This is a genomic window from Moorena sp. SIO4A5, assembly GCF_010672005.1.
Lineage (GTDB): Bacteria > Cyanobacteriota > Cyanobacteriia > Cyanobacteriales > Coleofasciculaceae > Moorena.
Window position 1 is genome coordinate 1 of sequence record NZ_JAAHHZ010000148.1, and the last position, 13,776, is coordinate 13,776.

Sequence of the window (13,776 nt, forward strand, 5' to 3'; positions counted from 1 at the left end):
CTCTTCTAGGGGTCGGGTTTGCACCGCCATCCGGATGAATAGTTGTAATCTTTCGGGGTTGTCCCCGCGAATTACCTAAGTCTTACCCCTCCTGGTAAAGGAGGCTCTTACTTAGAACAAGCCGCACGTCCTGATTTAGTTGAGATATTGAAATATCCTGATTTTCGAGTTGCAACTCGTCCCACGTAGGTACCGATTTTCTTGCCTTGAGTTACCACAGCACGGACAATATCACCCGTCTGAAAGCCTTTATGAATTTTTGTCCTTGAACAGTGACGGACAGGAAAACCATACTTGTTTGTTCGACAAAGCTGACGAGTTCCGTGACCTTTGGCAGCAATCATCAAAGGTTGGTAGTTTTCGATCATCAATGTTTCAACCTTTCCGACATTCGCTGCGTCTAACCAATGAGTTTTTGGAAGGCTTTGACGGCATCGATTGAATTTAGTCAATCCGCCGCTACCAACCTCAACAGGTAACCCAATTGATTTCAGTTCGTGGTACAACTTCCAACGAGTTGAATTAACAGAAGCCGCATCTGCTAAAGGACGTTTAGCTTGACTTAATACACCCTTGAGAATACTAGGTTTCTTAGACAGGAAAAGCTCAATATCTTGATTATATTTAGCTTGATTGCATGGGCGACACGCAATAGCTAAATTAGAAACCCGATCGGATCCGCCTTTAGACTTGGGTTTGATATGCTCAATTTCTAACTGAATATCTGTTGCCCCACAATAAGCGCATTTACGATTCCATTTTTCAAGCAAATATTCCCGAAGTTCGTAACCGTAAAGTGTACCCTGCTGGTACTCGATCCCAGATATTTCAGGATTTTGCAGTTTTTGAGTGTCGAACCTGACCAACTCTTGAGAGATGCCCGTAACAGGACATAATCGAGTCAGTTTTTTAACCCAAGTTAAAATGTTTTGAACTCTAGACGTCAGGCTAGGAGCTAGCCAACTTTTTGGTCTAGTTCTATTAAGAAATCTGGGCTGACGATATCGAGTCTTACGGTGGCGTCGGGCACGCCTTAACTGCCTACGAGAGGTTAAAGCGTTTGTTACCTGGAAACCTCTATGAGTAAGCTCGGCTCCCCAAACCACTCGATTCCCTTGGACGATAGCTAAGCCACTTGTTTTTGCCCCAGGATCTATTTTGATTTGTGACCCGTGAGTTGTTGGTTCTTTTATTTCCTCCGTCAAGATTATAGTAAACGGATAACGACGATAGACCTTGGCTTTGCCTGCTGAGAGTAAAATTCTAGCTCTCACCGGTTTGCAAGGGTCTAAAGGTTGCCGATTTTTGTTAAGTACAAATACACGCATAACTGTGTTTTCTCCTATCGCTAGGGTAAAGTTAGCTTAGTCAAAGTTATTTCTCGGTACTTTCCCAATCGCACTGGTTTAACTCAACTACACCTGTTTAACGACCGGGTTCTAGAGCTGGGGACTAGCTACGCATCCCCAGGTAGGAACTTGAACTCTTAGAAATAACGTAGTTCTATAAAAACTTAGACTGGTAAACTTTGAGCTTGAAAGCTCCCGCTATAGTCTGTTCGCGCAGCGTCGGCTACGCCGAAATACTTAGCGGTGAGTTGTTTACAGTTTCCCAATTATCTTTGGTGTTGTGCTACCAATTTTTTTAGGTAAGAGTAAGCTTCTTCTGGTGAAAGAGTGAAGATTTGACCTTTGCATAGGATTTCGTACCTTCCTAAGTAATAACCATGTCCACCAATTAAACCCATCTTTGCGGCTTGATTGCCAAGCTTGGTTAATTCCTGTCGAATTGAATAGTCCAATTCTTCTATTTGTTGATCAATAACTTGATTAATAGTTTGTTCCTTCATGTTTGACCGCTCCTCGTTTATTTATAATACTGCTTTATGCACCCCACAACCCATCGACCTGGGGATAGCGGTCAACAAATTGGGCGCTTGCCTGGATTAACTGCATGAATGTACTCACTTCCTGATGTCGGCCATCCCCGTTTATAGGATGCTTCCTCAGGTTTCCCCCAACCTAGCTGCAATATAATTTCCCAAAAGTTGTAATTCTTATATTCATAGAGATTTGCCCATTCCGTTTTCTGGGCGACCTCTTTTACATCATTGGGCATAATTTTTTGATAGTCTTTACCAAAATTAATACTTAGGTATAAGTCCATACCTTGGATGCCTCTATGCCAAAACTCGAACAGGTCAGCTTTGGCAGCTTTAAGGATTTTCAGGTCACTCTCTAGGGCGGCTAACTGCTCGTCAATAGCAGGATAACGTAGAGTCTTTCCTTTCATAGTCAGTTCGCGCCAAATAATGCCTGAAACTTGGTGTTGCCGTTGGTAGCTGTGAACTGCGGCTTTAAAGTCGTTATAAGCACTGAACTTTTGAATTCCCTCCGGTTTCAGAAAGCGATCAATCACAGGGTTACCAGACACCGAAGCTGACAGATTAAGACGTTGCCCATTCATGCACGAACGACGTTCTTGAGCCAAAATTTCGATTAGCTCCTGTGTGCTGTAAACCTTGGACATCAGCACGGATGTTAACTGTACTTACAAATAGCTTAACCCGTAAACGTGACAAAAAAATAGGGTAAACGCCAATGGCAGTTCACTCATGACTAAAACAATTGTCTTCATGTTACGTTGTGGGAGTTTGATTGGATGGATGTCTCAGCACTAAGCCAATTAAATCACTCTGATGTTAACTGAGCATTTATATCATTGACAGTGCGCAGCTTTAACTCTACAGATTCTGAACGGGGTAGTAAGTTAAACACTTCCCGAAACACATCATCTATCTGTTCATAAGCAACTTGTCCAATTTCATTGAGTACTACCTCTGCCTTTTGGTCAATCAGTACTGTCTGGGGAATTAAATCTTGGTAGTAGTATCCCGCTTCTGTGGGTGTATAGGTAGCATCGGCTAACAAAGTGTCGATGTTGACTGGAATAAAACTCGCTGCCCTACCATAAGGCTCCTGTAACTTAGAGATAGTCACAGAATATAGCTTGCAATCCCTACTGTCATCTACGTAGAACACCAACAAAGCTGGCTTTTTCCTGCGCAAAGAATCTTCTAAGGTAATTCGTGGTGGGACTATAGAGCCATTCCCAGCATACAGAGCAAAAATATTACCATCAAAGCTGTCATCATCGAAACTTGCTAATGCTGATGGTGTTCCCAGTAGATACCAGCAGCTCAGTAAGCCGACCAGAATCAATAGGCATTTGGAAACAAATCTACACCTTACACAGCAACTATATTTAATAGTCCTGTATCCGAATCTTCCTAAACCGTCTATCATACCGAATTATTAGCCCTTATCTCAAATCCGAGGTGAATCCAAGTCCAAGGGTTTCAAAAATCGCAACAATCACTATAGCAATTGTAATTCAGTTGTGAACCGTAGTGCAGGCATATTGGCTGCACTACCAGGATAACTAGACTTAGTTGTGAGTCAACCGGATGAATGAAATGGTGACTAGCCTGTTTTCTATCCCAGCAGAGAAATGCTACGGATGAGTGACATCATACACGCTATGAATGCGATCGCATATACTGCACCCACGCGATCGCATTCATCACTGTATCACTGTCAGATCAGCAGGAGCGACCCAAGGGCAGTTTACCTGCCCATTCGAACGCGCGCCTGAGATTTCCGATCAGGGAAAATTATCAAAAATCCTCGGTTGCTGATGCCCAAGGCACAGTTGATCAGCAGAAGTGATGGGCAACACCACTCCAGCTAAAGGAATTGATATTCAACTGCCTCAACCCTTGCTACCACAAGACCTAGGAATATACCAATTACTCTTAGGTGTAACAGTATTCGGTTCAGCCGTCAGGATAATTGTACCATCCTCCCCAACAGTCCAACCCTGAGCTTCCACTATTTTCTTCGGACGAGAAGGAGTAGGAGTCTCGGCAGTGCGGCGTTTCCCTCTCATGGGCAAGTAACTGACCTCAGGGGTAGGAGTAGAGGTAGCTTCTTCGATCTTCTCTTCTTCAGTATCAAGGGTGATCCAATCTACCAGTACAGACTGTTGATTGATTGGGTCTAGGGGACTCGGGGGTAAGCCACCTCGTCCAGTAACAATGAATTCACCCAGTTCATCTACGGCTACTTTTCCGCTACTGGGACAGTTAGCAACAATTAATGCTGAAGGGTCAACTAGTGATGTTGGTAAGTTTTCAGGATCCTGTGCTGAGCCGGTAATATCCCTGGTCACAGTCCCAGATTGACCACCGCTAAAGCTCAGAGCTGCTATTTCACTATTATTATTCTCAAAAGCTAGGGATTCGATTATATTTCCAGATGAGTCCCTAAATGCACGGTCATCTTCGAGTACCTTCATATTGAATAAGCCTTGCAGGGTGATGTTAATTTTTCCACCATCCCCTTGCTGAGCATTAGCAAATATATCGCTACCTTTCTCATCATTAGTTAGAGGTAGCGCTACTAATACTCCACCAGAAATATCGATATTTCCACCATTGGCATTACCTATAGCGCTAGCCAAAATTAGGCTGTTGTTATCGAGTATGATCACTCCCGGTACATTGATTTCGATAGTTGCTGCTTCTTGGTTGTTGGTTTGTTTGCCAGTAGCAGCTACAAGTTGGCCGTTGTCTAGGGTTAGAGACTCAGCCTTAATGGTTAGTGTGCCAGCTACTCCTCCCTCGCTCTCATCCACATCGGTTTCTGGAAAACCATTCTGAGTTAATTCTACACCGCTTACTGCTATTCGTGCTCCATTCTCGACAGTTAGCTTATCTGTTTCTATAGTCACATTTCCTGCTATCCCTGTTTTAGTGGAAGCGGAAATTTCGCTATTGTTTACCGTCAAGATGTCTAAATCTAAGGTTATGTTCCCACCTTGACTTGTTTTGGCAGTGGAAATAATTTCAGCACCATCGGTTAGTTGCACTTCATCGGCATCAATGTTGATATCACCACCGGTAAAGTCACTTTCGCTTTGGGCATTCAAAACTCCACCATCTGATAGATTCAAGCTCTTTGTTGTTATGTCAATACCCCCTCCTTTACCCTCAGCTCCTTCTCTAGTTGCAGTGGATATGCTACTGGTTCTTTTAACCCCAGAAATTTCCACAAAATCGGTGGCATTGACTGTAATATTACCTGCTGGGAGTTTGCCATTAGTCGAAGCTTCTAATTTCCCTCCATCTTTGAGGGATAGAGAGCGAGCTGTAATGGTAATGTTACCAAGGCCTCCTGGGGAGTTTTGCGCGCTCTCTGGGTTTCCCGCGTTACGCCCTATGGCAGTTCGGATGTCGCTATTGGTAACCTCAATCTTATCTTTAGCAGTTATCTCGATATTTCCAGGATTTCCCTGACTGTTGTTTGTAGTCTGAGCATCGATCGAGCTTCTATTGCTTAAGAATAGTGAGCCAGCTTTAATGGTTATCTCGCCACCATTGCCTGTAACTCCCCTTTGGGATCTTGTTTCAATTTGGGCTCGATCTGTCATGATAAATTCTCCATCAACTTTGATGTCGATCGTGCCCGCGTTTCCATTTCCTGATGTATTAGCAGTTATACCATCAGAACCACCCCTTGGATTTTTATCTGAGCCTAATCCAATCATCGTCAGTGACCCGACACGAATGTCTATGGAACCGCCGTCACCCCCAGCTTTTGAGTCAGTCCTAGCTGTAATTTGGACTAGACCTCTTTCCGATTCAGGATTGCTGGGATCTTTGCGAGCATCAAGCAATAGGGAATCAGCTTCAATCTCAATGCTCCCGCTATTTCCTTCAGCTTTATCTTGAGCGATACTCTCAATTTTGCTATCGTATTTAACCTCAACTGCTCCACCAGCCAAGATCGTAACTTTTCCTCCGGTTCCCTTACCGCTATTTTGGCTCTTAATTCTGCTGTTATCAGCCAGGGTAACATTGCCATTGACCTTTAATGAGATATTGCCGACACTGCCCTTTGTTTTGGAATTACGTTGTTCTGTTTTAATGGTACCTTGCTTTTTCAGGAGTACATCGCCAGTCACATCGATGGTAATGCTGCCGCTATCACCATCTCCCCCTGTTATTGCGGAAATTCCTGGGTTTTGTCTCCTAGATTCGATTACCAGGGAGCCAGCAGTAATTTGAATGCTTCCTCCTGGTCCACCTTTTAGTTCACCTTTTTTGTCATCAGTTGTTAAGGTAAAAATTCCATGCTGATTTCCGCTATTAGAAGCAATAATCGAAACTGAGTCATCAGCGGTAATAATAATATCACCCCCTTTCTGACCATTTCCCTTAGTTGTGGTGAAGATTCCCTGCTCTCTTCGAGCCGTCTCTACTGTCAACGAGCCAGTATCGATAGTAATTTTTCCGCCTTCTCCACCTTCTCGATTGGTCATGGTAAAGATGCCATTATCTCCTCTTCGGCGAGAAGTAGAGCGAACCGATACTGAGTTATCAGCACTTATAATAATATCACCACTTTTATGACCATTATTCTCAGTTTTAGTAAAAATACCCTGATCTCGATTAGAGGTTTCTACTTCCAAAGAATCAGCAATAATCCTAATCTCACCACCATCAACATTACTATCTTTTGCTACGAAAGTTTCTATAGCGCTATCGGTAATTACAACATTCCCTTTCTTGACGCCATCCGGAAAATCTAAACCTAGCTTGTTACCGTCTTTAGTTAATGCTACTTGTCCTGGTGCGCCCAATCCCGCTAACAGAATATTCCCACCTTGATTGGTGCTAATCTTACTATCTTTAACCTCAACATCACCACCAAGTAACAATAGGTTATCAACTGCCAGCTTCTCTAACTTGGCTTGACTGGTAATATTCCCCGGAATTTGATTAAAGAAAAACACATTAGGATTAACCGTCAGCAATGGCGAAGGAGGCTCTGGATTAGAAGCACTAAACACTCCTTGATTCCCAAACCCAATCCCATCAGCAGTGGTGCCCACAAATGAACCAGATACATCCAGCTTGGCTTTATCCCCAAATAAAATCCCATTGGGATTAATCAAAAACAAATTCGCTCCACCATCGACACCCAAGGTTCCTAAAATATTGGAGGGATTAGCACCAGTTACCCGAGACAGAATATTTTCAATCCCAGCTGGATTAGCAAAATAAACTCTTTGCCCGTTTTCAACATTAAATTCTAAAAAACTGTGGAACAAGTTGATATCCCGGATTGCTCCTCCTTTAATTAGATCAACAATTTTCCCGTTTACATCACCAGAGCCCAGGTCTAGCTGCGATCTTTCCCCTGTGGGCAAGGTAGTATCAGGAGTAATCTGAGCATGAGCTTGGTTAGCTGAAAATGCGTACGCTCCACTAATGGCTAAACATAGGGCTAACCCTAACTGAGTGTTATACCGTTTCAAGACATCTAATGCCATGGCAATGGTTTCTCCTGATCCTGGGTCGGGTGATTTTACTTAGGCACTTAAGGTTAATCAATTTCTTGCCATCGATTACGTTAGTATTAATTAACCTAGTTTTGATTAACCTAGTAACAGCTAATCAGTTTGATTCATAATGGCTTGAGACTGTTATTCTTTTTGGAAAGAATAATTTTAGTTATTATACACCTATAGGTGGTAGCCATGGATGTAAAGTTTTGTTAATTCAGATTAACTAGGGCTACAGGGAATGCTGATCCAAAGCGGCTGATCAGGAGCATCCTATCATATCCAAAATTGCTGAAATTTCCAATAGTGGAGTAATTGGACTGAAGTTCTAAACTAGCGCTATAGTTAGGAGCCGCTTAATCTGAGCAATTTTAATTAGCGCTATAGTTGCTGAATCAGATACTTCAATGGAGCAGCTGTGGGATTGACCGTTCGCGCAGCTTCGGGCTTTGCCCAAAAGGTCTTGGTCTGGCTAGTTAAGGGAGTCTTACTATTATAGCGCTACGCGCAAGTCAGCAAGGTTCTTGCGTCAGAAGTCAAAAGTAAGCTATGACTAAGTTTGCTGAGTTTAGGAATGTCAAACACCTTAATGGGTAGTGCTATACTAACTATCACTAAATGGTAGGCCATGCTTGGCTTCGCTGCACTAAAGCGCTTCGGATTGGCTGAAAAATTGGTCTATCTAAAGCCATTTCAAGGATACTGCCGTGGGATCCCCTAGCCACTGACGAGATCGCGCTGCACTATGATCGTGTCAACAAGGCGTGAGGTTTTTCCCGAGACTTGAGAAATTTTGCATCTACTTGATAGACTGGGGCATCCCATGAGATAATAGTAAATTGTGTTTAATTGTAATATTTGAGTTCTTAGAAAAAAAACTATGGCAAGTAAGAAAGGTGTCCGAATCGTTATTACTCTAGAATGTACGGAATGTCGCAGTAACTCCAATAAGCGTTCGGCTGGTGTTTCCCGCTATACCACTAGGAAGAATCGCCGTAACACAACATCACGTCTGGAACTGAAGAAATTTTGCCCCAATTGCAACAGGCACACAATTCACAAAGAAATCAAGTAGATTTGGTCCTTGGTCATTTGTGAATTGAATTTTTTAATTCAAAATGGACTATTGACAAAGAACAAATGACTATAATCATTAACCAGTAACCCAAATAACCAATAACCAATCATAACCAATCATGACTTACTTTCGTAAACGTCTCTCTCCGATCAAACCCGATGAACCGATTGACTATAAAGATGTTGAGTTGCTGCGCAAGTTTATCACTGAACGGGGAAAAATTTTACCCCGCCGCATTACTAATCTAACGACTCAACAACAACGAAAGCTAACCACAGCCATTAAGCGAGCAAGGTTCTTGGCTTTGCTACCCTATATTAATAAAGAAGGTTAAGGTGAACAATCACGGTCTTCCTCTGGGATATTTCCCGTGTGAAGAATGAAATATCAAATAAGAAGGATGAAGGATGAAGTATGAAGGATGAAATGGGGTGATCGATGGCTCAGGCGTGGGATGCAGTGGCCTCATGGGGAGGCCACTCGCGCTCTGCATGGCTGACATGGTTAACTAAAAACTTGCGACTCAACCAGGAGTTACACTGACCACTGAGCGCTGACCACTGAGCGCTGACAACTTCAGACTTCAGACTTCAGACTTCAGACTTTAGACTTGACCCCCTCTGCTGAGTTGGGCATCTCAACAACACAGGATAGACTGGGGGGAGGTGGATTTGGTAAACGCTACCCGGGTTATCAGAACTGGTGGAAAAGGGAACACTAATCGAATTTCGCTTACAAGGAGAACGCCATCTCGCCGTTGTCGATCGTCCAGAGGGCAAGAACCACTTGATTGCTTTGGATCAACGGGGGAAACTGCACAAGCTCCATCCTCGACAAGTCACCTACACAGTGGCGGATTCTACTTATAAGCCATCACAAATACCAGAGTTTCTTGCTCGAGTACAACCGTATCTAGACCCAGATAGCTTAGAATTAGCCTGGGAATTACTGGTGGAAGAAGGAGAGGCGGTTACCTGTGCTGACATGGCACAGTTATTATTTTCTGAGCAAAGTCCACCCCAGTGCTATGCTGCACACTGTATTCTGTTTGAAGACAAAATCTATTTTAAACACAAAGCACAAACCTATGAACCCCGCTCCGCTAGCATGGTGGCTGAAATCAAGCATCAACTGGCAGCGGCTCAATCAAAGCACCAGGAACAAGAAGAATTTTTGAAGCGAGTACAACAAAAGCTAGGGGGTGAGGAAGTAGAGTGGCTTGATAGCGATCGCACTCGCTTTGATGCTCTAGAACGGTTCGTTAGTGAACCAGATAAACCCTCTCGTGCAGTTCAGGAAACTCTGGAAGCAGTAAAACGCCATCAAAACCCAGAAAATGCCTTCAATTTGTTGGTAAATCTGGGTTTGTGGCATCCTCACCAAAAGTACTTGCTGCGTCATAAAATCCCAACTCAATTTCGTCGTGAGGTACTCGAATTGACCCAGCAATACCTGGCAAATCCTCCTACTGACCCAGATTCAGATCGCTTGGATTTAACTCATCTGAAACTCTACACCATAGATGATGAAAGTACCCAAGAAATAGATGATGGGTTGAGTATAGAAGATCTAGAGGATGGCACTCAGCGTCTGTGGATTCACATCGCTGACCCAACCCGCTTGGTAATGCCAGGGGATAACCTTGACCTAGAAGCAAGACGGCGTAGTACCACCATATATCTACCCACAGGCATGATTCCCATGTTCCCATCGGAACTGGCAACTGGTCCAATGAGTTTGGTTCAAGGTCAAGTCTGTGGCGCACTCAGTTTTGGCGTGATATTGGATGAAGATGGTGCCATCTATGACTATCAGATTCGCCCCAGCTTGATTAAACCCACCTATCGCCTGACTTATGAAGATGTAGATGAAATGTTGCAGTTAGGGGTACAGGCAGAAACAGAACTGTTTGCGATCGCTAACTCGGCTGTGCGTCGGCAAAAGTGGCGCAAGTCTCAAGGGGCGATTAGTATCCATATGCCAGAGTCGGTAATCAAGGTGGGAAATGATGAGCAAATTACCATTGAGGTGTTAGAAGATTCACCATCACGGCAAATGGTGGCAGAAATGATGATTCTGGCAGGTGAAGTGGCTGGACGCTATGGTCAACTGCATCAAATTCCCCTACCATTCCGAGGACAACCCCAGCCAGAACTTCCCTCCCAAGAAGAACTGCTGCTATTGCCAGCGGGTCCAGTGCGGTTCTGTGCCATGCGTCGGTGTATGCCTAGAAGCGAAATGAGCATTACCCCAACACGCCACGCTAGTTTGGCTTTGGAAACTTACACCCAGGTAACCTCTCCCATCCGCCGCTACACTGACTTAATGACTCATTTCCAGCTGAAAGCTCATCTACGGGGTGACCCCCTACCCTTTGAAGCTGAACATTTGCTCGAAACGATGCAGAGTGTAACCAGAACAGCTAAGGACGCTAGTGAAGTAGAACGTGATACCAACAAATATTGGGGATTGGAATATTTACGGCGTAACCCGAATCAGGTTTGGCAAGTATTAGTACTCAGTTGGTGGCGAGAAAACGAGAATAAGGGCAACATTCTCCTAGAAGAGTTAGGTCTAGAATTGCCCATGCGTTTCCAGCGTTCGGTTCAATTAGGCGATCGCTTACACGTCAAAGTCAGTCACGCTGATCCCCGTAAAGAAGTTATTCATTTTCAAGAACTAGCGAACTCAGAGGCTCAACTTGCTTTTAACTCAAAGCTAGAAGATGGCTCAGCTTCTGCTGTCAACAGGTTCGCGTAAATCCCTTTTCTTGTATAAGGCTCGGATGTAAGCAGTTAATGATGTGACCGAAAAGTCTGAGGGCGCAAGCCCCTGAATTCTATTCATGGGGTTAGCCCGAAAGGAATTTATTCCCTAACAGATAGCTGTAACTTTTCCTTTAAAATACCGACTATAATAGTAAGCAAACTAAGCCAATCAAGGAGGTGATACTGGGTGTTGGTAATGGAATTTAAAGCGGTTTTAAAAGAGCCTCAAAAATTAGCAATAGACGAAGCAATTAGGACAGCAAGATTTGTCCGAAATAAAGTACTTCGGTACTGGATGGACAACCGTGGAGTGGGCAAGAAAGAACTGTACCGTTACAACACCCAAATACGCGAAGAATTCAAGTTCGTAAAAGACCTTAATAGTCATGCATGCCAGGCGTCCGTTGAGAATGTAGAACGGGCTATCAAGCGGTTTTATGACAACTGCAAAAATAAGGTTCCTGGCAAAAAGGGATACCCCCGTTTTAAAAAACATTCTAGATCGGTCGAATACAAGCAGTCTGGATGGAAGTTATGGCCAGATAAAAAGTCGATAAAATTCACCGACAATAAAGGGATTGGCCAGGTTAAACTCAAAGGTACCTGGGACTTATGGCGTTTCGACCAAAAACTTATCAAGCGGGTCAGAATAGTCCAAAGGGCGGATGGTTATTACGTTCAATTCTGTGTCAAATTAGACAATCACGAACAACTAGAAGCTACCGGCTTTACTGTTGGTTTGGACGTAGGACTGAAAGAGTTTTATACGGACTCAGACGGGTATTCAGAACCCAATCCAAGGTTCTATCGAAAAAGCGAAAGACGTCTGAAATTTTATCAGCGTCGGGTTTCCCGGAAAAAGAAAGGCTCTGCTAACCGTAAGAAAGCAATTAATGATCTAGGCAGGACACACCTCAAAATAAGTAGGCAACGTGAAGAACATGCGAAGAGACTCGCGCGTTGCGTAATCCAGTCTAACGATCTGGTCGCTTACGAAGATTTGAGAATTAAAAACCTGGTAAAGAATCATTGTCTTGCCAAGTCTATTAACGATGCTGGTTGGTATCAGTTTAGAAAATGGTTGGAGTATTTTGGCCAAAAGTTTGGCCGAATAACTGTTGCAGTTAATCCGGCTTATACAAGCCAAAATTGCTCCAGTTGTGGTGAGATGGTCAAAAAGTCATTATCGACTCGAACTCACGTTTGCCAATGTGGCTGTCAATTAGATCGAGACCACAATGCCGCCAAAAATATCCTAACTAGAGCACTGAGTACGGTGGGGCACACCGGAACTTTAATCAACGCTTGGGGAGAGGGTGCCTCTACTCTTCTTGGCTCCGGCCTGGAAAAGCAAGTAACCTCGTTGAACCAAGAATCCCCCAGCTTCTAGCTGTGGGGAGTGTCAAGAAACATCATATAGTGTGATTTAACAGTGTAATTTAATAGTGTTATGTAAGTATGTCAACCTACTTACCAGTTGGAAATTCACTTCTACTGTAAAACTAGAAAGCTTGCTTTGATGTCTCGACATAAGTACAAGAGATTAAAACACCAAATCACCTCGGTACCGAGCCGTTGGTACTTCTGCCTATCTTTTGCTATTACCATCCTGCTGGGATGGGTTGGTGTAGCAGCAGCACAAGATAGTAACACGAATAATTTCACTAACCTGTCTACTATCTGGTTGTTAGTTTCATCTTTTCTAGTCTTTTTTATGAATGCTGGCTTTGCCATGTTAGAAGCCGGGTTATGTAGACGAAGAAATGCGACTAATGTCTTGGCTAAAAATTTGATAGTTTTCTGTATATCAGCCTTAGCATTTTGGCTAATTGGCTTTGGCTTAATGTTTGGTGATGGCATTACTTACAGTTGTGTTCCAGGAGAAAATACTAGTTTAAGTTTAGTGGGTCAAAAGGGCTTGTTTTTTAATCTTCCCTTTCCCCAATTTGGAAATCTGGGCTTTCCAGAATCAGGATTTAATTGTCTCAATCAAGATTGGTCTAATCACTCCTTTGCGTCTCTATTTTTATTTCAGTTAGTCTTTGCTGGAACTGCAGCGACTATTGTTTCAGGAGCTGTTGCTGAACGGGTAAAATTCTGGGCATTTCTCCTATTTAGTTTTTTCCTGGTTGGTTTTATCTATCCCGTAACCGGTCACTGGGTTTGGGGACACTATGGTTGGCTAGCCAAGGCGCTAAAATTTCATGATTTTGCGGGTTCAACTGTAGTCCATAGTGTTGGTGGTATGGCTGGCTTGGTAGGGGCTTGGCTACTAAAGCCACGACAAGGTCGTTTTGGCTACAATTTAAGAACAGATAGATATGAAGGTCTCGAAACTGAAAAGTTCTCTGCGGATAATCTGGGTTTAGCCACCTTAGGCTGCTTAATTCTTTGGCTGGGCTGGTTTGGTTTTAATGGTGGCTCAGCAAAGGATCTCGATTATGTAGCCAATACCATCACAACTACCATGATGGCAGCAGCAGCTGGTGGAATATCCAGCGTATTTTTTAGTCCAATTATCCT

At 43.5% G+C, this 13,776-nt stretch carries 10 protein-coding genes and 1 pseudogene; 6 read left to right on the plus strand and 5 right to left on the minus strand.

Annotated elements, in window-relative coordinates; genetic code table 11:
* Positions 1-107: 107 nt before the first annotated feature.
* From iscB to F6K57_RS29210, 4 genes are all read right to left on the minus strand, one after another.
* Complete coding sequence (gene iscB, locus F6K57_RS29195; protein ID WP_293071778.1) at positions 108-1,328, minus strand: RNA-guided endonuclease IscB; 1,221 nt, start codon at positions 1,326-1,328, stop codon at positions 108-110.
* A gap of 287 nt (positions 1,329-1,615) precedes the next feature.
* Positions 1,616-1,849, minus strand: coding sequence for a hypothetical protein (locus F6K57_RS29200; RefSeq protein WP_008182312.1), 234 nt, complete (start codon positions 1,847-1,849; stop codon positions 1,616-1,618).
* A gap of 71 nt (positions 1,850-1,920) precedes the next feature.
* Positions 1,921-2,529: a hypothetical protein gene (locus F6K57_RS29205; protein WP_293071779.1), complete on the minus strand. Its 609-nt coding sequence runs from the start codon at positions 2,527-2,529 to the stop codon at positions 1,921-1,923.
* A 161-nt stretch (positions 2,530-2,690) separates the two neighbouring features.
* Positions 2,691-3,221 (minus strand): thylakoid membrane photosystem I accumulation factor, encoded by a 531-nt coding sequence (locus F6K57_RS29210; RefSeq protein ID WP_293071780.1) that lies wholly within the window; start codon positions 3,219-3,221, stop codon positions 2,691-2,693.
* Positions 3,222-3,519: 298 nt separating this feature from the next.
* Between F6K57_RS29210 and F6K57_RS29215 the strand changes: the two genes are divergently transcribed.
* Positions 3,520-3,654 (plus strand): hypothetical protein, encoded by a 135-nt coding sequence (locus tag F6K57_RS29215; RefSeq protein WP_293071781.1) that lies wholly within the window; start codon positions 3,520-3,522, stop codon positions 3,652-3,654.
* A 117-nt stretch (positions 3,655-3,771) separates the two neighbouring features.
* On the opposite strand, the gene F6K57_RS29220 is transcribed toward F6K57_RS29215, so the two are convergent.
* Positions 3,772-7,395, minus strand: coding sequence for a filamentous hemagglutinin N-terminal domain-containing protein (locus F6K57_RS29220; protein WP_293071782.1), 3,624 nt, complete (start codon positions 7,393-7,395; stop codon positions 3,772-3,774).
* Positions 7,396-8,287: 892 nt separating this feature from the next.
* Here F6K57_RS29220 and rpmG point away from each other — a divergent pair.
* The 5 genes and pseudogenes from rpmG to F6K57_RS29245 all read left to right on the plus strand — a co-directional run.
* Positions 8,288-8,482 carry a 50S ribosomal protein L33 gene (gene rpmG, locus F6K57_RS29225; RefSeq protein ID WP_293020919.1) on the plus strand — a complete coding sequence of 65 codons (195 nt, stop codon included), beginning with the start codon at positions 8,288-8,290 and terminating at the stop codon, positions 8,480-8,482.
* A gap of 121 nt (positions 8,483-8,603) precedes the next feature.
* Positions 8,604-8,819 carry a 30S ribosomal protein S18 gene (gene rpsR, locus F6K57_RS29230; RefSeq protein ID WP_008191262.1) on the plus strand — a complete coding sequence of 72 codons (216 nt, stop codon included), beginning with the start codon at positions 8,604-8,606 and terminating at the stop codon, positions 8,817-8,819.
* A 368-nt stretch (positions 8,820-9,187) separates the two neighbouring features.
* The gene (locus F6K57_RS29235) at positions 9,188-11,245 is read left to right on the plus strand and encodes a ribonuclease R family protein (RefSeq protein ID WP_293071783.1); all 2,058 of its coding nucleotides are present in this window, start codon (positions 9,188-9,190) and stop codon (positions 11,243-11,245) included.
* 195 nt (positions 11,246-11,440) lie between these two features.
* Positions 11,441-12,643, plus strand: coding sequence for a transposase (locus tag F6K57_RS29240; RefSeq protein ID WP_293071784.1), 1,203 nt, complete (start codon positions 11,441-11,443; stop codon positions 12,641-12,643).
* Positions 12,644-12,772: 129 nt separating this feature from the next.
* Positions 12,773-13,776: pseudogene (locus F6K57_RS29245) on the plus strand (ammonium permease); the annotation flags it as partial.